Origin of the sequence: Kribbella sp. NPDC026596, from assembly GCF_040638415.1 — a bacterium.
GTDB lineage: Bacteria > Actinomycetota > Actinomycetes > Propionibacteriales > Kribbellaceae > Kribbella.
Genome location: NZ_JBEZYF010000004.1, coordinates 195,973 through 214,547, shown reverse-complemented (window position 1 = coordinate 214,547; position 18,575 = coordinate 195,973). Strand labels below are relative to the sequence as shown.

At 68.2% G+C, this 18,575-nt stretch carries 17 protein-coding genes; 3 read left to right on the top strand and 14 right to left on the bottom strand.

All coding sequences use genetic code 11. The annotated features are described in order from the left end of the window. The 4 genes from kdpC to kdpF all read right to left on the bottom strand — a co-directional run bounded on the left by kdpC (position 1) and on the right by kdpF (position 4,470). Positions 1-630, bottom strand: coding sequence for a K(+)-transporting ATPase subunit C (kdpC, locus tag AB0E63_RS05100; RefSeq protein WP_360361578.1), 630 nt, complete (start codon positions 628-630; stop codon positions 1-3). A gap of 14 nt (positions 631-644) precedes the next feature. Continuing rightward, a complete protein-coding gene (kdpB, locus tag AB0E63_RS05095) occupies positions 645-2,657 on the bottom strand; it encodes a potassium-transporting ATPase subunit KdpB (RefSeq protein WP_360361658.1) in 2,013 nt (670 codons plus the stop codon). 62 nt (positions 2,658-2,719) lie between these two features. After that, complete coding sequence (gene kdpA / locus AB0E63_RS05090; RefSeq protein ID WP_360361575.1) at positions 2,720-4,381, bottom strand: potassium-transporting ATPase subunit KdpA; 1,662 nt, start codon at positions 4,379-4,381, stop codon at positions 2,720-2,722. Then, on the bottom strand, positions 4,381-4,470 hold the full coding sequence (kdpF, locus tag AB0E63_RS05085; protein ID WP_131363646.1) for a K(+)-transporting ATPase subunit F: 90 nt from the start codon (positions 4,468-4,470) through the stop codon (positions 4,381-4,383). The genes kdpA and kdpF overlap by 1 nt, the downstream gene beginning before the upstream one ends. Positions 4,471-4,717: 247 nt before the next feature. Between kdpF and AB0E63_RS05080 the strand changes: the two genes are divergently transcribed. Then, on the top strand, positions 4,718-5,341 hold the full coding sequence (locus AB0E63_RS05080; RefSeq protein WP_360361572.1) for a hypothetical protein: 624 nt from the start codon (positions 4,718-4,720) through the stop codon (positions 5,339-5,341). On the opposite strand, the gene AB0E63_RS05075 is transcribed toward AB0E63_RS05080, so the two are convergent. Both AB0E63_RS05075 and AB0E63_RS05070 read right to left on the bottom strand, forming a co-directional pair. Continuing rightward, positions 5,338-6,144: a PhzF family phenazine biosynthesis protein gene (locus tag AB0E63_RS05075; RefSeq protein WP_360361570.1), complete on the bottom strand. Its 807-nt coding sequence runs from the start codon at positions 6,142-6,144 to the stop codon at positions 5,338-5,340. The two genes, AB0E63_RS05080 and AB0E63_RS05075, sit on opposite strands and share 4 nt — an antisense overlap. Positions 6,145-6,207: 63 nt before the next feature. Continuing rightward, positions 6,208-6,603 carry a RidA family protein gene (locus tag AB0E63_RS05070; protein WP_360361567.1) on the bottom strand — a complete coding sequence of 132 codons (396 nt, stop codon included), beginning with the start codon at positions 6,601-6,603 and terminating at the stop codon, positions 6,208-6,210. A 135-nt stretch (positions 6,604-6,738) separates the two neighbouring features. Between AB0E63_RS05070 and AB0E63_RS05065 the strand changes: the two genes are divergently transcribed. Next, positions 6,739-7,836: a TIGR03118 family protein gene (locus AB0E63_RS05065; RefSeq protein WP_360361564.1), complete on the top strand. Its 1,098-nt coding sequence runs from the start codon at positions 6,739-6,741 to the stop codon at positions 7,834-7,836. 1 nt (position 7,837) lies between these two features. On the opposite strand, the gene AB0E63_RS05060 is transcribed toward AB0E63_RS05065, so the two are convergent. From AB0E63_RS05060 to AB0E63_RS05035, 6 genes are all read right to left on the bottom strand, one after another. Beyond that, a complete protein-coding gene (locus AB0E63_RS05060) occupies positions 7,838-8,713 on the bottom strand; it encodes a bifunctional helix-turn-helix transcriptional regulator/GNAT family N-acetyltransferase (RefSeq protein WP_360361562.1) in 876 nt (291 codons plus the stop codon). Between the two features lie 25 nt (positions 8,714-8,738). Next, positions 8,739-9,425: an NAD(P)H-binding protein gene (locus tag AB0E63_RS05055; RefSeq protein WP_360361559.1), complete on the bottom strand. Its 687-nt coding sequence runs from the start codon at positions 9,423-9,425 to the stop codon at positions 8,739-8,741. Positions 9,426-9,481: 56 nt separating this feature from the next. Next, positions 9,482-9,970, bottom strand: a complete 489-nt coding sequence (locus tag AB0E63_RS05050) for a MarR family transcriptional regulator (protein ID WP_360361556.1) — start codon at positions 9,968-9,970, stop codon at positions 9,482-9,484. Between the two features lie 47 nt (positions 9,971-10,017). Continuing rightward, positions 10,018-10,830 carry a methyltransferase domain-containing protein gene (locus tag AB0E63_RS05045; RefSeq protein ID WP_360361553.1) on the bottom strand — a complete coding sequence of 271 codons (813 nt, stop codon included), beginning with the start codon at positions 10,828-10,830 and terminating at the stop codon, positions 10,018-10,020. Positions 10,831-10,900: 70 nt separating this feature from the next. Beyond that, positions 10,901-11,464: a cysteine dioxygenase family protein gene (locus tag AB0E63_RS05040; protein WP_360361550.1), complete on the bottom strand. Its 564-nt coding sequence runs from the start codon at positions 11,462-11,464 to the stop codon at positions 10,901-10,903. Beyond that, positions 11,461-12,366 (bottom strand): amidohydrolase family protein, encoded by a 906-nt coding sequence (locus AB0E63_RS05035; RefSeq protein ID WP_360361547.1) that lies wholly within the window; start codon positions 12,364-12,366, stop codon positions 11,461-11,463. The genes AB0E63_RS05040 and AB0E63_RS05035 overlap by 4 nt, the downstream gene beginning before the upstream one ends. A gap of 116 nt (positions 12,367-12,482) precedes the next feature. Here AB0E63_RS05035 and AB0E63_RS05030 point away from each other — a divergent pair, with 116 nt between their 5' ends. Beyond that, positions 12,483-13,493, top strand: coding sequence for a LacI family DNA-binding transcriptional regulator (locus tag AB0E63_RS05030; protein WP_360361544.1), 1,011 nt, complete (start codon positions 12,483-12,485; stop codon positions 13,491-13,493). 162 nt (positions 13,494-13,655) lie between these two features. Here AB0E63_RS05030 and AB0E63_RS05025 read toward each other — a convergent pair whose 3' ends face one another. Next, complete coding sequence (locus AB0E63_RS05025; protein ID WP_360361541.1) at positions 13,656-16,586, bottom strand: M36 family metallopeptidase; 2,931 nt, start codon at positions 16,584-16,586, stop codon at positions 13,656-13,658. 251 nt (positions 16,587-16,837) lie between these two features. Continuing rightward, positions 16,838-18,034, bottom strand: coding sequence for a hypothetical protein (locus tag AB0E63_RS05020; RefSeq protein WP_360361538.1), 1,197 nt, complete (start codon positions 18,032-18,034; stop codon positions 16,838-16,840). Between the last annotated feature and the right edge of the window lie 541 nt (positions 18,035-18,575).

Below are 18,575 nucleotides of genomic sequence, written 5' to 3'. Positions count from 1 at the left end.
TCAGAGGGCAGCTAGGTCGTTGTTGAGCGTGACCACGTTGACGGCGGGTTCGCCGAGGAAGCCCAGGGTGCGACCCTTCGTGTTCTCCTTCACCAGTTGCTGCACCTTCTCCACCGGAAGACCCCGCTCACGGGCGACCCGGTTGACCTGCAGAGCGGCGTACGCCGGGCTGATGGAGGGGTCGAGACCGCTGCCACTCGCCGTGACCGCGTCCGGCGGGACCTGGGACGGGTCGACACCCTCCAGCTCCGCGACGGCCTGCCGCCGTTCGTCGATCAGCTTGACCAGGTCCGGGTTGTTCGGCCCGTACTGCGAGGCCGCGCTCCCCATCCCGTCGTAGTCGACCGCGGACGGCCGGGTCTGGAACCACTTCGGGTCCGCGACCATGATCGCGTTGCCGTCGGAGTCCTTCTTGCCGCTGTCCATCGTGTACGCCTGGCCGATCAGGTCCGAGCCCACGACCTTGCCGTCGACCTTGACCATCGAGCCGTTCGCGTTGCTGTGGAACAGCGTCTGCGCGACCCCGGTCATCACCAGCGGGTAGACGATCCCGAGGACCGCCGTGAAGACGAGCAGCGCCCGAAGCGCCACTCCGAACTGCCGGACCGAGCCGGGCAGATTGCTTGCCATGAACAACTAACCTTTCACCGAAGACCGGGGATCAGGGAGATCACCAGGTCCAGGAGTTTGATTCCGACGAACGGGGTGATCAGGCCGCCGACGCCGTAGATGAGTAGGTTGCGGCGCAGCATCGCCGAGGCCGACGACGGCTTGTACCGGACACCCCGCAGCGCCAGCGGCACCAGCGCCACGATGACGAGCGCGTTGAACACGATGGCGGACACGATCGCCGACTCCGGCGAGTGCAGCCCCATGATGTTCAGCTTGTCCAGTCCCGGGTACGCCGCCGCGAACAACGCCGGCAGGATGGCGAAGTACTTCGCGACGTCGTTGGCGATCGAGAACGTGGTCAGCGAACCACGGGTGATCAGCAACTGCTTGCCGATCTCGACGATCTCGATCAGCTTGGTCGGGTTGGAGTCGAGGTCGACCATGTTGCCGGCCTCCTTGGCGGCCGACGTCCCGCTGTTCATCGCCACACCGACATCGGCCTGGGCCAGCGCGGGCGCGTCGTTGGTGCCGTCACCGGTCATCGCGACCAGGCGACCACCCTCCTGCTCCTTCTTGATCAGCGCCATCTTGTCCTCGGGCGTCGCCTCGGCCAGGAAGTCGTCGACCCCGGCCTCCTCGGCGATCGCCTTCGCGGTCAGCTGGTTGTCACCGGTGATCATCACGGTCCGGATGCCCATCGCGCGCATCTGGTCGAACCGCTCCCGCATGCCTTCCTTGACCACGTCCTTCAGGTGGATCACGCCGAGCGGGCGAGCCTTGCCGTCGACGCTCTCGGCGACGACCAGCGGCGTACCGCCGGAGGCCGAGATGCCGTCGACGATCTCGCCGAGCTGCGGGTCGCCGACTCCACCGTGCTGGTGGATCCACGCGTTCACTGCTCCGGCCGCGCCCTTGCGGACCTGCCGGCCGTCGACGTCCACGCCACTCATCCGGGTCTGCGCGGTGAACTCCACGAAGGTTGCGTGCGGCAACTCTCCGGTGTGCCGCTCCCGCAGTCCGTAGCCGGTCTTCGCGAGTACGACGATCGACCGGCCCTCCGGCGTCTCGTCGGCCAGGCTGGACAGTTGCGCCGCGTCGGCCAGCTCGGTGTCCGTCACACCCTGCACCGGGATGAACTCCGACGCCTGCCGGTTGCCCAGCGTGATGGTGCCGGTCTTGTCCAGCAGCAGCGTGTTCACGTCACCCGCGGCCTCGACGGCCCGCCCGGACATCGCCAGTACGTTGCGCTGCACCAGCCGGTCCATGCCGGCGATACCGATCGCGGACAGCAGCGCGCCGATCGTGGTCGGGATCAGACAGACCAGCAGGGCCACCAGGACCACGATGCTCAGGTTCGTCTTCGCGTACGCCGCGAACGTCGGCAGCGTGATCGTGGCGACCAGGAAGACGATCGTCAGGCTGGCGAGCAGGATGTTCAGCGCGATCTCGTTCGGCGTCTTCTGCCGCGACGCGCCCTCGACCAGGGCGATCATCCGGTCGATGAAGCTCTCACCGGGTTTGGTGGTGATCTTCACGACGATCCGGTCCGACAGCACCTTGGTGCCACCGGTGACCGCGCTGCGGTCGCCACCGGACTCCCGGATGACGGGGGCCGACTCACCGGTGATGGCCGACTCGTCGACACTGGCCACACCCTCGACGACGTCACCATCGCCGGGGATGATCTGGCCGGCCTCGACGACCACCAGGTCACCGAGCTGGAGCTGCGTCGCGGGGATGCCTTCCTCGCGGTCGCCGACCAGCCGGCGTGCGGTGGTCTCGGTCTTGGCCCGGCGCAGGGTCTCGGCCTGGGCCTTGCCCCGGCCTTCCGCGACCGCTTCGGCCAGGTTCGCGAAGATCACCGTCAGCCAGAGCCAGACCACGATCCACCAGACGAACACGCTGGAGTCGGTGAAGGCGAAGATCGTCGATGCGACCGCGCCCACCTCGACCACGAACATGACCGGGTTCTTCACCATCACGCGCGGGTCGAGCTTGCGCAGGGCATCCGGTAGGGCAGTGAGCAGCATCTTCGGATCGAACAGTCCCGAAGCTGCTCTCTTCGGGGCGGCCGCCGCCCTTGGTACAGGCGGCTTCACGAGCGTGGTCACAGTCCCTCCGCGAGGGGTCCGAGAGTAAGAGCGGGGAAGTAGGTCAGGCCGGTCACGATCAGGACGACACCGACGAGCATCGTCACGAACAGGGCCTTGTGGGTGGGCAGCGTGCCCTGGGTCACCGGGACCGGCTGCTGCTGCGCGAGCGAACCGGCCAGGGCCAGCGCGAACACGATCGGCACGAACCGGCCGAGCAGCATCACCAGCCCGAGAGCGGTGTTGTAGAACGGGATGTTCGCGCTGATACCGCCGAACGCACTGCCGTTGTTGTTACCGGCCGAGGTGAAGGCGTACAGCACTTCGGAGAACCCGTGTGGACTGTCGGTGTTGAAGATCGAAGCCCGCGCCACGGCCAGCCCCATCGCGAGAGAGGCACCGGCCAGGACGACAGTCGGCGTCGTCAGGATGTACAGCGAGACGAGCTTCATCTCGCGCGCGGTGATCTTCTTCTTCAGGTACTCCGGTGTCCGGCCGACCATCAGGCCCGCGACGAACACGGTCAGGATGGCGAGGATCAACATGCCGTACAGACCAGTGCCGACGCCGCCGGGCGTGACCTCGCCGAGCATCATGTGGAACAGCGCCGTACCACCGCCGAGTGGGGTGAACGAGTCGTGCGCCGAGTTGACCGCACCGGTCGACGTACCCGTGGTCGAGGTGGCGAAGAGCGCGGACGCCCATTCGCCGAAGCGCGTCTCCTTGCCTTCCATCGCGGCACCCGCGGCTCGGGTGGCCGTGCCGGCGCCCTGGTTCTCGAAGAAGGTGGCCGAGAAGGTGAACGCCGCCCACAGCGTGCCCATCACGCCGAGGATCGCGTAGCCCTGCCGCTTGTCCTTGATCATCAGGCCGAAGGTCCGGGTGATGCAGACCGGGATCACCAGCAGCAGGAAGATCTCGAACAGGTTCGACAGGCCGTTCGGGTTCTCGAACGGGTGACCGGAGTTGGCGTTGTAGAAGCCACCGCCGTTGGTGCCCAGCTCCTTGATGACCTCCTGGCTGGCCACCGGGCCGCCGGGGATGGTCTGCGTCTGGCCGACCACTGTGGCGACCTCGTGCCCGCCGGAGAAGTTCTGGACGACGCCCATCGCGACCAGCGCCAGGGTGCCGAGGACGGCGATCGGCAGCAGGATGCGCAGCGTGGTCCGGGTCAGGTCGACCCAGAAGTTGCCGAGCCGGTCGGTCTTGGCCCGGGCGAAGCCGCGGATCAGCGCGACGGCCACCGTCATGCCGACGGCCGCGGACAGGAAGTTCTGCACCGCGAGGCCGGCGAACTGGACCAGGTGGCCCATCGTCACCTCGGGCGAGTACGACTGCCAGTTGGTGTTCGCGACGAAGGACGCGGCGGTGTTGAAGGCCAGGCCCGACTCGACGTTCGGCAGCCCCAGCGAGAGCGGCAGCCAGTGCTGCAGGCGCTGCAGGACGTACAGCAGGATCAGGCTGAGTGCGGAGAAGGCGATCAGCGACCGGGCGTAGACGCCCCAGGTCTGATCGGCCTGCGCGTCCACGCCGAACAGGCGGTAGGCGCCGCGCTCGATCCGCAGGTCCTTGTCGGACGTGTAGACCCGGGCCATGTACCCGCCCAGCGGCCGGTAGACGGCGGCCAGGCACAGGAGTAGGAAGCCGACCTGTAACAGGCCGGCCGCAGTGTCGGACATCAGAACCTCTCGGGGAAGATCAGGGCGGCGACCAGATAGAGGACCAGGGCCACGGCGACCACCAGGCCGGCGATGTTCTCGGCGCTCACAACTTCTCCACTCCACGCAGCGCGTACCAGATGGCGGCGAACACGACGACAGTGACGGCGAGATAGATGACGTCAGCCATGACGGCTCCACCTCGTGGCAAAAGTGCTCATGAGTTCACTGCACACCGCTAGCTGCCCGCTCAGGAGTGTTCTGACAGCCCTCTCACACCCGCTGACAGAGCTCTCACACGCTTCTCACATACTTACGCCTGGCATTCCCACCAACGGACAAGGGAAGAACAAGCACGTGACTGAACTGGACACCACCGCCCCCGCAGAGCAGTTCTTCTCCGCGGAGACCCGGGACGCGCTCGTCGAGGCGAGCCGCAAGCTCGCCGAGCGTCTCCAGGCCCACACCGACGCCCTGCTCGCGATGACCGGCGAGGAGGAGCAGTCCGCGCTCTACGAGCAGAACGCCGCCCTCGAGGAGCTCGTCGAGGACTGGAACGACGCCGTCTTCGAGCACACCGGTACGTCGCCTCTGCTGCTGGACGACGCGGTCGACGACGAGGACGAGGAAGACATCGAGCAGGACCAGGTGATCAGCGTGGTGTCGCGGTTCGACCTGCGCGTGGTCGACCTGGACGCGCTGCTCGAGGCCGGCCGGGCCGCGCAGGAACGGCACCCGGCGGAGCTCGACGAGAGCGTCGAGGCCGAGCCGGTGGACTCCGCCGAGCAGGCCATCTACGAGATCAGCCGGGAGGTCGGGGAAGCGTGGTTCGAGCTCCCCGGGATCGAGATGGTGGCCGGCGCCCGCGCGTACGTCGTACCGGAGCACCCGTTCGAGCCCCTGGACGCGGACGCCGAGGACGTGGTCACCGAGCTGATCGCCCCGAACGGTGTGGCCACGCACGCCGAGACCTGGGCCTAGACGAGCAGTTCACCGTCGAGCACGGTGAGCGCTTGTCCTCTCATGTAGACCCGGTCTCCGGCTGACACGACCCGGACGACACCGCCTCGGGGGGACGCCTGGTAGCCGACCAGCTCGTCCCGCCCGAGGCGCCCGGCCCAGTACGGCGCCAGCGCGGTGTGCGCACTCCCGGTCACCGGATCCTCCGGGATTCCGCTCCCAGGCGCGAAGAACCTCGAGACGAAGTCGTACTGCGCACTCGCAGCGGTCACCGTGACACCACGGATCTTCTCCCGGTCGGTGATCTCGGCGATCGCCCGCAGGTCCGGGGTGACGCCGAGGACCGTCGGCTCGTCCGGCACCACGACCATCAGGTCGCGCAACTCACCGGTGATGTAGACGGCCTCCGGCTCAACACCCAGCGCCGCGGCCAGGCCGTCCGGGACCGGCGTCTCGATCGGCCGGTTGACCGGGAAGTCGAGCGTGATCCAGTCCCCCGCCACCTCCGCGATCAGGATGCCGCTCAGGGTTGCGAACGCGACCTTGCCGGCCACCTTCCCGTCCGCCGCCAGCGCGTGTGCGGTCGCGAGCGTCGCGTGCCCGCACAGAACCACTTCCTTCACCGGCGTGAACCAGCGCAGGTCCCAGTCCGCGTCGGCCCGTTCCGACGGCCGCGCGAAGGCGGTCTCGGCGTGCTTCAGCTCGGCCGCGACCGCCTGCATCCAGGACTCGTCCGGCCAGGCGCCGACCGGGAGCAGACACACTCCGGCCGGGTTCCCGGCGAACGGACGATCAGCAAAGGCGTCGACAACCCGAATCCTCATACGCTCGACGCTAGAGCGGCGTACGCACGCTTTCCATAGCCACTTCCGGACCGAGTGGACCGCTCAGGCCATGGCCACGGCGTCGATCTCGAGGAGCCAGTCCTCGGCGTAGATGTCGCAGATGATGACCGTGAGAGCCGGTGCGTGCGCGCCGAGGACCTCCTCGCGGATCTTCGAGTTCAGCGCGCGGTACTGCCGGTCCGACAGGTACGTCGTCACCTTCACCAGGTTCCGGATCCCCATCCCGGCCTCGGACAGCACCGAGAGCACGTTCCGCCAGACCATCCGGCACTGTGCCTCGAAGGTCTCCGGCACCCGGCCGTGCTCGTTGCCCCACGGCACCTGGCCACTGACGAACACCATCCGCCGGGCTCCGTCGACCTGGACGCCGTGCGTGTAGTTCCCGGCCGCCGCCGGCAGGATCGCCGGGTTCAGCGGCTCGATCGCAAGTCCTGACATGTATTCCCCCTCCTACTCACCCAAGTGCTTCCCCGCCCCGAGGTACTCGCTCATGTCTACCTTGCCGCGGTTGAACCGCCTAGCCCACCTGGCCGTATCGATGGTGTTCCGCATCCCGACCGACAGGAAAGTGACATGTCGCTTCGCTCGAAGGGCCGTCCACTCGCTACTGCGGCCGCACTTGTCAGCAGTCTTGCGCTGATCGCCCCGGCAACCGCCAGCGCACACCAGTCCCACCACACGCCACTCGCCGTACAGCAGGTCAACCTGGTCTCGGACCAGGCCGGCAAGGCCGCTCTGCAGGACGCCGACCTGGTCAACCCGTGGGGTCTCTCCCTCGGCGCGGCCACCCCGGTGTGGTCGTCCAACAACGGTACGTCGACCTCCACGCTGTACTCGTCCGCGCCAGGCTCGACCACCGCGACCAAGGTGCCCACGGTCCGGGTGACCGTGCCGTTGCCGACCGGGCAAGTCAACAACGCCGGCACCGGGTTCGTCCTCACCAACGGGACGGTGAGCGCGCCGGCCCGGTTCATCTTCGCGACCCTGACCGGCCAGATCGCCGCCTGGGGTCCGCCGGTCACCCCGGCGATCGGTGCCGCCCAGATCAAGGCGACCACGCCAGGCGCCGTCTATACCGGTCTGGCGATCTCCCCGACCGCTGACCGGCTGTTCGCGGCCAACTTCGCGCAGGGCCGGATCGACGTGTTCGACACCACGTTCACCCTGGTGAACAAGCCACGGTGGGCATTCCGGGACTTCCACCTGCCGAAGGGGTACTCGCCGTTCAACGTGCAGACCCTCAACGGCCGGATCTTCGTCGCCTACGCCAAGGTCGACCCGAAGACCGGTGAGGAAAAGGCCGGCCGCGGACTCGGCTTCGTCGACGAGTACACCGTGGACGGAAGACTCGTCACCCGGGTCGCCTCGCGGGGCACGCTGAACGCTCCATGGGGTCTGGCGCTGGCTCCTGCCGCCTGGGGTGAGCCCGCCGGGACCCTCCTGGTCGGCAACTTCGGCGACGGCCGGATCACCACCTTCGTGCCGAAGTCGCACGGCGGGTACAAGTCCGACGGCCTGGTCCGGAACACACACGGCAAGACCCTGGTGATCGACGGCCTGTGGGCACTCCTGCAAGGTACGGCGACCACGGGCGGCACCGACGCGCTGCTGTTCTCGGCCGGACCGGACGACGAGACCCACGGCTTGCTCGGCGTACTGCGCAAGCCCTGACCTATCGCAGGGACTTCTCGAACCAGTGGTGGGCGTAGGGCTCGGTGTTGAACGGCGGCACCTCCCGATAGCCCGCCGCGCGGTAAAGGGCGATCGCCTCGGTGAGATTGCGGTTGGTCTCCAGCCGCACTACGGGGGCACCGTAGGCGATCGCCTTCCGCTCGAGCTCGACCAGTAACCGCCGCCCCAGCCCGAGGCCTCGCGCCTCGGGCGACACCCACATCCGTTTGATCTCGGCCGGTTCGTCACCGTGCAGCTTCAACCCACCACAGCCGACCGGTTCCGTGTGCAACGTTGCCACCAGCAACAACCCGGCCGGCAACGTGAGCTCGTCCTGATCCGCCGAGATGCTCTTGGCGGGATCGAATCCGGCGTCGAACCTCCTCCCGAGCTCGGTGAAGTACGACTCCACGCAGTACTGCGCATCGGCCCGCCGCGGATCCACCACCTCGACCCGCACCATCGACGCGACCAGCAACCGCGACACCTCATCCATCGCCGCGACCAAGCGAGCCTGCTGCCGCTCACTCAGGGGCTCCAGGATCGAAGCCGCGAGTGAGTCGGATCGTTCGTCGAGCAGGTCACGCTCGGCGATTCCCCTGGCGGTCAGCCGCGCGATCCGCACCCGGCCATCACCATCGCCGGCCTCGACCCGGACCAGTCCGGCTCCTTCCAGCGACCGCAGCAACCGGCTGAGATACCCGGAGTCGAGCTCGAGCCGAGCCCGCAGCGACCTGACGTCACAGCCGTCCGGACCGATCTCCCACAGCACCCGCGCCTGCCCGAGCGGCCGATCACGCGAGAGGTACGCGTCGTTCAGCGCCCCGACCCGCTGCGTGACGACCCGGTGGAATCTCCTGACCTCGGCGACACCCATTCTCTGACTTTAGTCAGAGAATCGCTCAGTTCGCGATACCGACGACCTGTTTGATGGTTTCGGGCTGGTCGATCATGCTCAGCATGTGGTGGGCGACATCGGCGCGGGAGACGCTGAAGCCGCCGCGGATGTTCTGGCCGTACGCCGTGCGATAGACGCCGGTGAGGGGTTTGTCGGTCAGCTTCGGCGGGCGGGAGATCGTCCAGTCCAGGCCGCTGTCGCGGACCACGTCCTCCATCAGCGCTAGGTCCTCGTAGTGCGCGCGGAACATCGACTGCGCGAACCGTACGCCGAGATGCCGCATGAAGAACCCGTCACCCGGATCGTGCTTCGGCGGATGCGGGCGACCCGGCGAAGGCACCGTGCCGATCGGGGCAGCGCTGACCACGATCAGGCGGCGGGTCCCGACGGACTGCATCGCTTCGACGATGGCGCGCGTACCGCGTGAGGTGACGCCCGCGTCGGTCTTCGGGTTCCGCGGGCCAAGGCCGGAGAGTACGGCGTCAGCCCCGTCCACCGCCGCCGCAAGGACATCCCGATCCGGGTCGGCCAGATCGGCAGCGACGGTGTGCACGTTCCCGTCATGGCTCGGCAGGTTCGCCGGCGTCCGGACGACCGCGGTGACCTCGTGCCCCGCGGCCAGCGCCTGCTCGAACAGGTGCCGGCCGATGCCGCCGGTGGCAGCGAAGATAGTGACTCGATTTCGTATCATATGAAAACCATACGATATGAGACCAAGCCGATCAACGTCCGCGTCCTTGTTGGGTGCTAGGCCTCGGCGAGGGCCGCGGTGGCGGAGTTGCCGGCGGTGGTGGTGCGTTGGAGGAAGTCGACGAGGATCTCGAGCTCGGCGACGGAATAGTCGGTGAGGATGCCGTCCAAGGTGCCGTTCATCCCGGAGTAGAGCTGGTACACCTCGGCATTGCGATCACGGAGGGCGCGGACCGTCACAGCCCGGCGGTCGGCGCCCTCCGGATCCCGTTCACGCACGATCCAGCCGCCGCGCTGCAACCGATCGAGTACGCCGGTCAGCGTCGCCGGATGCAGTCCCGCCCGCCGAGCCACCGCACTCGGGCTCATCGGTCCGTACCGCCCGATCAGCTCAAGACAATCCAGATCGACGTCCTTGAGCTCGAGGCGCGCGCCGACCTGCCGATTGAGCAGCGCGAGCTGATTACTCAACTCCCGCAGCGAGTCCTTGATCTCGGTCGCCAGCCGCCGCCGGCTCAGCCCGCCACCAGAAGCTCCCGAACTCATAAGATCCGCTCCTCAGGTGATACGACATCCACACAAGACCTTAGCCGTCAGGCACGCTGCCCGACACCGAACAGCAGCGAGCTGACCTGCACCATGTCCGGATACCTGTCCGCAAGCCGCGCGCACTCCAGTGCGGTCCGCAGCGGATCCGGCTCCAGCAGACTGTCCGGCAACAGCCGCCCCCGGTAGTGCGCGTCGATCATCACCGTCAGCCAGCCGCCCGGACCGGTCAGCCCGTGAATCGTCACCCCGCGCAGGCCGGCGTTCATCAGCTCGGACCGCAGTTGAGCGACCGTGTGGTACGTCGTCTGCGCCATCCGATCGTTGTCCGGACTGAACCCGTCGCGAAGGATCTCGCTCACCACGCGCTCCCGCTCGATGAGCGTGTTGGCCAGGGTCGAGCCGATCAGGTTGGCCGCCCGGTTGATCGCGACCACCGCGACGAAGCCGCCGAGCTTGGTCACCCGGATCGCCTCGAGCAGCGCCAGCCGTCGATCGGCCGCCTCTCGCAGGTGGTACATCGGACCGGCCACGAAGGCCGCGTCGAACTCCTCGTCATCCCAGGGCAGCTCTCGCGCATCACCCTGGACGGCGCTGATCCCGATCTCGGTCGCCTGCGCGATGTGCCGCTCGACCGGGTCGATCAGCTGAACGTCGTACCCACGGTGCCGCAGCCAGCTCGCGTGCACGCCGGGCCCACCGCCGATATCCGCCACCGCCGCGGGCGGCGGCGGCAGATACCGGCTGAGCAGGTCCTGAACCCGTGCCAGCTCCAGTCGTCCCTTGATCGTCGAGCCCAGCCGGCTCGCTTCGTCATACCGCTCGGTGTAGTGCTTCTCGAGCTCCACATGCGTCGTCATGACCAGCAATCCTGGACACGAACCGCCACCCCCGGCAGGCCAGATCCCGGGGCAACCCGGGGCAGATCTCTCAGTCGAGCGGGCGGAGCTCGTCGGCGTACGAGACCGAGACCCGGCGGAGCACGCCGTCCTTGACGGAGTACTGGCCCATGCGCCACAGCGGCGGGCTGTAGGCGTGGACGGTGATGCTGCCCTTGTCGAGGCCGGTGAGGCGGTGGATGTGGTCGGGGCCGAAGCCGTAGACGTCGCCGGACTCGACCTCGGTCTCGATCGACTCGGTGCCGATGGCCAGGTTGTGCTCGACCAGCTTGCCCTTGGCCACCGCGACCGCGCCGGAGGAGACGTCGTGGTCGTGCCAGCCGGTGTCGTTGACCGGCGTCCAGCAGATCAGCCAGACGTCGACGTTGGCGTCGCGGTGCAGCGAGGCGAAGACCCGCTCCTCGTCGCTGTAGGCGACCTTGTCCTCCCACAGCTGCGGCTGCGCGGCGATCGACGCGGCCAGCTCGGACAGCTCCGCGGGGTCCAGGTCCCGGCCCGGAAGGTTGTCCAGCGACAAACAGTCGTTGAGCTCCACGAGCCGGCTGGCCTGGCGCGCCGGCACGACGGGTACGTCGGTGATGGGCTGAGCAGTCACTGCACTCCCCTCTCAGGAGTAGGTGTACCGGCGCCGAACAGCAGCCGGTGCGGATTGTCGTGGCGGATCACCGCGGTCGCGGCGTCGCCTTGGCGGAGCTCGGCGACTCCGGCGTACGGCCGGTCGGTGCCGTGCACGACCTGGTCGATGCCGAGAACGCGGGCCACCGCGTCGATCCCCTGCGGGCCGTAGCTCGAGGTATCGACGTACAGGTTGGGGTCGATGGTGCCGAGCCGGCCGCCGCGCGCGGCCAGCCGTTCGTGGTGCACCGGCGCCAACCCTGCCGCAGCCGCGAAGCACAGCCGCAACTTCGGGTACGAACGTCGCCCACCGAACGCATGCCACGACCACCAAGCGGCCTGCAGCTGGCTCGTGTAGTCGACCACCGGCGCCCACCATCCCGGCGCCTCACCGACCGCCCCGGCCACCCCTGGGTGAACGAGGATCGGCTTGTTCAGCCGTTCGGCGACGGCCAGCAACTCACTCTGCTCGGCCCATTCGGTGGGTGTGCCGAGCACGTGAGCGGGCAGCTGCACGCCCAGAAAGCCCTTGTGCAGCAGGGAATCCAGGCCGTCGAGATCCGGTTCGAGCAGGTTGACGGCGGCCCAGGCCTTGAACGGCGCCGGGAACTCCGCGGCCCCGGCGTGCCAGGCGTCGAGCAGCGCGGCATCCCCGAGGTGCTCGATACCGAGCGGACTCGACAGCGACGCCACGGCGAGCGTCGTACCGGTGTCCTGCTCCAGAGCGACTCGCTTGTCGACCGCGTGCGCCGCCGGATCCACGTCGTACGGCGCTTCGGTCGCGGTGTGCAGCGTCCATCCGTCCAGGTACGGCGGCTCGGAGCGAGCCCGGAGCCGGTCGACGAACTCGGCCGGCCACAGGTGCTGGTGGACGTCGATCATCGGCCCCTCCTCCCGGTGGTTTGATCAGATTGAAGCGCTTCAGGATGATAAGAGTGAAGCGCTTCAAAGATCCCGTTGTCAAGTTTTTGTCCGAGGGGTGGCCTATGGTCGTGGGCATGTCCGGAAGCAACCGGAGGCCGACCCTCAAGGACATCGCCGCCGAGACCGGGCTCTCGATGGCTGCTGTGTCCTACGCGCTGCGCGGTCTGCACGGGACTCCGGAGACCAGGCAGCGCGTCCAGGACGCTGCCGAGCGCCTCGGCTACCAGGCCGACCCGGTCGCCCGCGCTCTCGCCTCGGGGCGGAGCGGATCGATCGGCGTGCTGTGCGCGTCCCTCGAGGACCTCTGGCAGCAGCGCCTCGCGGCCGCGCTCGGCCGGGAGCTGCTCGCGCCGGACCGGAACGCGTGGATCATCGACTCGGCCGGCGACGCCGATCGCCAGCTCGAGCTCGCCCAGCACCTGGTCGACCACCGCGCCGACGCGATCGTGGTGATCCCGATCAACCCGGCCGCGAAGGGCTGGGCCGAGATCACCCGGCAGGCGCGGGTGATCGCGATCGGCGACGCACTGCCGGGTGCGAAGGCGAAGTCCGAGGTCGTGCTCGACAACGAGAGTGGTGTCAGCACGGCCTTGCGCCGGCTTGCGGACGCCGGCCACCGGCAGATCGCCGTACTCAGCCCGGCCCGCCGGTTCGAGGTGGAGCGGCCGGCCGAGGAGATCGCCCAGCGCGTCGGCGTCGACCTCAAGCTGAAGATCCGCATCCTGCAGTGCCCGCACGACCTGGCCGGCGCGACCGACGTCGCCCGTACGCTGCTCACCAGCACGCCACGCCCGACCGGCATCCTCGCGCTCGCCGACTCGATGGCCTTCGGGGTGTACGCCGCCGGCCGCGAGCTCGGCCTGAGAGTCCCGGAGGACATCTCGCTGCTCGGGTACGACGACCAGCCGCTGTCCCAGCTGCTCACGCCGCCGCTGTCGACCTTCCACTGGCCGCTCGACGAGCTGGTCGCCGACGTCGTCGCCCGCGTCACCTCGGCCGTCGACACGAACCGCCGGGTCCGCCGGACCACCATCACCCCGACCCTGATCGAGCGCGGCTCGGTCGCCGCCCCGCCCACCGACTGAGCGGGACGGCGCCAACCGAGCAGCAACATCCACACCCGCGAAACTAGACTATTTCACTATACTTACTTTCCGTTGCCCACGATGTGAGAAACCATCCCAAGCGACTGAGACGCCGGAAGGCCGGCCGAGCGGATGCTCGACCGGCCTTCGCGGGAGGGTTTGCTACTTGGTACCGAAGACCTGGAGTTCGGTCATGTCGGTGAACTGGCAACCGCCGAACGCACCGGCGGGGCAGTTGGTCGCGAAGTCCGGGACCTGCGGGCTGAGCATCCAGAACCGCACGTACTGAACTCCGGTGGCGTTGCCGCTCGGGGCGAGCAGGTTGTACTTGCCCCGGTTGGCAGCGGTGAAGGTGCCTTCCTGAGCGGTCGCCCAGGTGGTGCCGTCGACAGAGGTCTCGATCCGGTATTGCCCGGTCGACGAGCTGCCCGGGTCGTTACAGGTGTTCGACGGGTCGACGTTGAAGGCGCTGATGGTCACCTTCGCCGGCAGCTTGATGTCGACGTGCTTGGGGATCATCGTGTTGGTCGGCGTGCCGTTGTCGTCACCGGTGGTGCTGCCCCAGCCGGTGCCCTGCGCGTTGTCGATCGCGTACGCCGGGCCACACTGCGGGGTGAAGTCCGGACCGTTGAAGTCGACCACCGAGCCGCCGCCGGAGCTGGCTGCCCAGTTACGCCGCGGCAGGAAGTTCGACTTGGCGCCGGCCTTGACCGTGGCCGACTGGACCAGCAGCTCGTAGCCCGGGGCCGACATGACGACCTTCGGGTAGGTGCCGGGGGCAACGCCGGTGATGCTGTAGTTGCCGTTCGCGTCGGTCGAGGAGGCGTAGTCACCCGCGTAGCCGGAGGAGTGACCGCCGATGTAGACCAGGGCGCCGACGACCGGAGCCCCGGTGTCCTTGTCCTTCACGGTGCCGGTCAGGGTCGTGGTCGCACCCGTCGGCGGCTTGTGGAAGTCCTCGGCCGGGAACGCGTCGCCGCCGTCGACGACACCGGCGTACCAGCCCATGCCGCGGTTGGCGAAGACGGTCCAGATGATGTCGGCGTTCTTGCCGCCGCTGGCGACCAGGTCGGCCTGCACAACCGCGTTGCGCATGTCGAGCATGGTCGGGTCGGCCGGTGCCAGCTCCATCGCGCGAGTGATGATGCTCATCGCGTAGCTGCGACCGAAGCGCTCACGCAGGTCCCACAGGGTCTGCGCCCAGACCTCACCGGAGGAGTGCACCTCAGGCGTGCCGCCGATGGTCGGGAAGTCGCCGTACGTGTAGCCGCCCTTCGAGCCGTCGGGCTGGATGCAGTTCGGGCTGACCGCCTTCACCCGGCAGTCGATCGCCTGGGTGCGGAACAGCTGGCCGGCGGCGACGTACTTGCCCTCGAGGACCTCACCCGGAGCGGTGGTGTCCTTCTCCAGGCCGTGCGACACCAGGTAGTCCATCGCGTAGAAGTCGCTCCACGCCTCGCCCATCGAGCCGGCCTGGATGCTGTTCAGCGTCGAGTTGCCGGTCGCGTCGACGACCAGGCGGTTGGACAGGCCGTGGGTGTACTCGTGGTACAGGACGCTCGCGTCGTTGGCGCCGCTGGCCGGGACGAACGGGTCCTGCGCGTCCGTCGTACCCGGGAAGTGCCACAGGTACATCTGCATGGTCGGCGGGGTGCCGTCCGGCGGGGTCGACATGTTGGCGTTGTCGATGTGGTTGGCGTCCGGGCCGCCGTCGGCACCCGTGGCCGCGCCGTCCAGCGCGTTCAGGAGCACCGGGTCGCCGCCCGCGGCGTCGAAGGAACCAGCCGCCGGGGTGAAGCTGATCGGCGGCTTGGCCAGCCAGTCGTGGAAGTTGCTGGCCAGGTAGAACGCGTTGGTGACGTCCTGGTTCATGTTCGTCTTCCAGGAGTCCGGCTTGGCCGGGTCCCAGGTGCAGACGAACGTCGCCGAGCAGAGCGCGGAGGAGTTGTTCTGGAACGGCACCAGCTTGTACTCGGCGCCGGTCTTGGTGCCGGGCACCTTGACCGTCTCACCGGTGTTCGGCTGGTTGTCGTCGTTCACGTCCGCCCAGGCGGCCACCGACGTACCGTCCAGCAGGGTCTTGGCGTTCTTCGGCAGCCACTTGTTGTAGATCAGGTTCTCGACCCGCTGCGTGCCGCCCTTGGCCGCACCCGGGTAGTTGTCCTGCACCAGTGCATCGCCGTTGCCCTCGCTGACCAGGTCCTTGCGGTAGAGCAGACTGCCGGTCTGGGCGTCGATGACGTGGTTGTAGATCTTCATGCCGCCGGCGTTGACGTAGGTCAGCCAGCCCTTGCGCAGCCCGTCGGCGGTGTGGAACCACACCTGCTTGGCGGTGTCGCCGTTGCTCCAGGTGGTGGTGACACCGGCGGACTTGGCGGTCGCGGACTTCGCCGTACCGCCGATGTCCTCGGCGGCGGCGGTGCGGGCCCCCGCGGCCGTCACCTTCGGCGCTGCCTCGGCCGACTTCGCCTGGGCCTGCGAGGTCAGACCCGCGACCGGCGAACCCATGATCGAGATCAGCTGGCCGCTCTTGGTGACGTTGGCCTTCAGGCCGTTGCCGAAGACCTCGACACCGTCGACAACCTGGCTCCAGAACACGTGGTGGGTGCCGAGGTCGTCGACGTAGTCCTTGCGCAGCTTCAGCGTGGCCAGGTCGGCGTCGGAGAGCTTGAAGACCTCGGGGTGCGCCTTCACGTACGCCAGCGCGATGTCCTGCGCCTTCTTCGCGCTCTTGCCGGTCAGGAAGCCGTTCAGCTTGGTCACCTGGGCCGGGGTGCCGGTGTTCGGGTCGAGCTCGACGACACCCTGGGTGCCGAGCGAGTTCCGGAACTTCTCCGAGGCGGCGGTTTCCTTGCCGGCCACCTTGGCGGCGCGGGCGTAGGTGGTCTTGGCGTTCGGCGTCCGGGCGTCGTAGTTGCCCTTGCGGTCCTTGCCCGCGAAGTTCTCGGACTGAACCGGCTTGCCCTTGGCGTCACCTGGGCCGGCGGTCTGTGCCGCCGTGGCGCCACCGGCGGCCGTGACGGCCAGCACGGTGGCGGCGGAGACAGCGGTGGTGACTGCTAGGAGCCCCCGCCCTCTGCGTGATGTTGTCACTGCAAATCTCCATGGAGTTCGTGTTCGCGGGTCGCCCTCCACGACCCGTCCCGGGGGCTGACCTTAGGCCTGCCAGAGGTTCCTGGGAAGGAAAATCACCGGAATGGCGTGGAGACGAGGGTTGTCCTTCGTGCCCGGAAGAGTACTAGGAGCAACCAGAGAATGGTTGCACCCAGCCACCAGGCAATCGCATTGGGTGTCGCGTCGATGAACGGGCGGACCCCAATCGCGGTAGGGGTCCGCCCGTTCGCTCAGAAGGCGCCGGCGCCGTTCGGGGTGCCGAGGCCGGTCGGGCCGTCCCAGCCGGTGCGGGCGTTGCACCACTGGGTCGTCGGGCAGGAGCCGTTGCTCCCGCTGGTCACGTCGAACAGCGAACCCGGGTGCGCGTAGGGAAGCGCGTTCGCGTAGCCGCTCGTGTTGCCGGACAGCGCGTAGACCGCGGCGATGATCGGGGCGGCCTCACTGGTGCCACCGAACTGCGCCCAGGTCGACGCCGTCTTGCTGGTCGGGTAGTAGATCGCCATCCCGCCCTTGCCCGGGTCGGCGGCCGCGGAGACGTCGGCCATCGCCCGCTTCGAGCAACCGGTGCTGAACGACGACGCCGCACTCAGCGCGGTGTTGTACGTCGAACAGCCCGAGCCGGCACCGCTCCACACGGACTCGCTCCAGCCCCGTGAGTTGCTGGCGGCAACAAGCGACGTACCGCCGACGGCCGTCGTGTACGACGAGGACGCCGGGTAGCTGCCGCCCTGGTAGCCGTCGTCACCGGTGGACGCGGTGACGGCGATGCCCGGGTGGTTGTAGTACGTGCCGTAGGTCGCGTCGGACGCGTCACCGCCGCCGTAGCTGTTCGAGATCGCGACCACGCCGGCCTGCTTGGACGCGGTCACCACGGCGGTGCCGAGGTCGGCGAAGCTGGCCGAGTTGGCCTGCACGACGACGATCTTCGCGTCCGGCGCCGCCGCCGAGACCGCGTCGACGTCGAGGGCCTGCTCACCGGCCCAGCCCGCGTTGAACCTCGGCAGCGACGTACCGCCGGTCTGGTTGATGATCCGCAGGCAGCCGTTGGCCGTCGTACACGCGGACAAGCCGAACTGGGAGCGGTAGACGCCGAGGTCGCGCTCGAGGTTCGGGTAGCCGTACGCATCGACGATCGCGACCGTGCGGCCGCCGGCGCTCAAACCGTTCAGCTTGTACGCGTCGCGCAGGCCCGCTGGGGTGAGCCCGGTCGACGGCGGCGTGGTGGAGGCCGGAGCGGCACCCTTGTCGTTCACCAGTTTGATCGCGTTGCAGGTTGCGGTGTGCGCGGCCTTCGTGGCCGAGCAGACCTTGGCGGCATGCTTCCCGGCGGTGTAGGGGGTGGGGGCCGCGACGGCCCCTTGTGCGGTCAGTCCCGCGACGGCTAGTGCACCGACGCCCAGGGCGGACACGAGAATCCGTTGCCTCAACAGAACTCCTCGAGCTGGGCAGGCCTCCGCCCCTGGACCGTTCGTCGGGGGGGCGGAGACCGGCGTGGTTGGGTGCCAGAATCGTCCGTCCGGGGCACCGCCGGGAGCCAGCGATCGGCACCCTGACAAATGTCATGGGTGGACCCGTGACAGCCGACCCTGCCGGGGCGGATTTTCCCCGGGCTGACGGGGCGGGCCGGCCCGCGCCCGGCACTGAAGGTTTCCCCCTGAGTTTCGGCCTCCTGACCCTTGACACGGTTTCGGCGAGCCCGGAGGAGCCCGCACTGGACGGGTGCTCGGGACTGTCCTGAAGACGTATAGAGAGGTACGGCAGGGCGCTGGCTCGAGTGGCTTCGCGGTAGGTGGCCGAATGTCCAGCGACTGCTCAATCACATCCGCACCAAGTGGGAGAGCGAAGGAGTACCGCACACTCTTCGAGAACGGCAGTACGGCGAACTGCTGTTCACCGGCGAGTACGACCGACAGGTCCTGTCGCCGGAAGGTCGACACCACGGTCAGCCCCGGAAAACCCTTGGTGATC

Excerpts from the sequence above, each read along its gene's own strand:
- kdpC (WP_360361578.1), bottom strand. The coding sequence starts at position 630 with ATGGCAAGCAATCTGCCCGGCTCGGTCCGGCAGTTCGGAGTGGCGCTT.
- kdpA (WP_360361575.1), bottom strand. The coding sequence starts at position 4,381 with ATGTCCGACACTGCGGCCGGCCTGTTACAGGTCGGCTTCCTACTCCTG.
- AB0E63_RS05075 (WP_360361570.1), bottom strand. The coding sequence starts at position 6,144 with ATGAGGATTCGGGTTGTCGACGCCTTTGCTGATCGTCCGTTCGCCGGG.
- AB0E63_RS05070 (WP_360361567.1), bottom strand. The coding sequence starts at position 6,603 with ATGTCAGGACTTGCGATCGAGCCGCTGAACCCGGCGATCCTGCCGGCG.
- AB0E63_RS05065 (WP_360361564.1), top strand. The coding sequence starts at position 6,739 with ATGTCGCTTCGCTCGAAGGGCCGTCCACTCGCTACTGCGGCCGCACTT.
- AB0E63_RS05060 (WP_360361562.1), bottom strand. The coding sequence starts at position 8,713 with ATGGGTGTCGCCGAGGTCAGGAGATTCCACCGGGTCGTCACGCAGCGG.
- AB0E63_RS05055 (WP_360361559.1), bottom strand. The coding sequence starts at position 9,425 with ATGATACGAAATCGAGTCACTATCTTCGCTGCCACCGGCGGCATCGGC.
- AB0E63_RS05050 (WP_360361556.1), bottom strand. The coding sequence starts at position 9,970 with ATGAGTTCGGGAGCTTCTGGTGGCGGGCTGAGCCGGCGGCGGCTGGCG.
- AB0E63_RS05045 (WP_360361553.1), bottom strand. The coding sequence starts at position 10,830 with ATGACGACGCATGTGGAGCTCGAGAAGCACTACACCGAGCGGTATGAC.
- AB0E63_RS05035 (WP_360361547.1), bottom strand. The coding sequence starts at position 12,366 with ATGATCGACGTCCACCAGCACCTGTGGCCGGCCGAGTTCGTCGACCGG.
- AB0E63_RS05030 (WP_360361544.1), top strand. The coding sequence starts at position 12,483 with ATGTCCGGAAGCAACCGGAGGCCGACCCTCAAGGACATCGCCGCCGAG.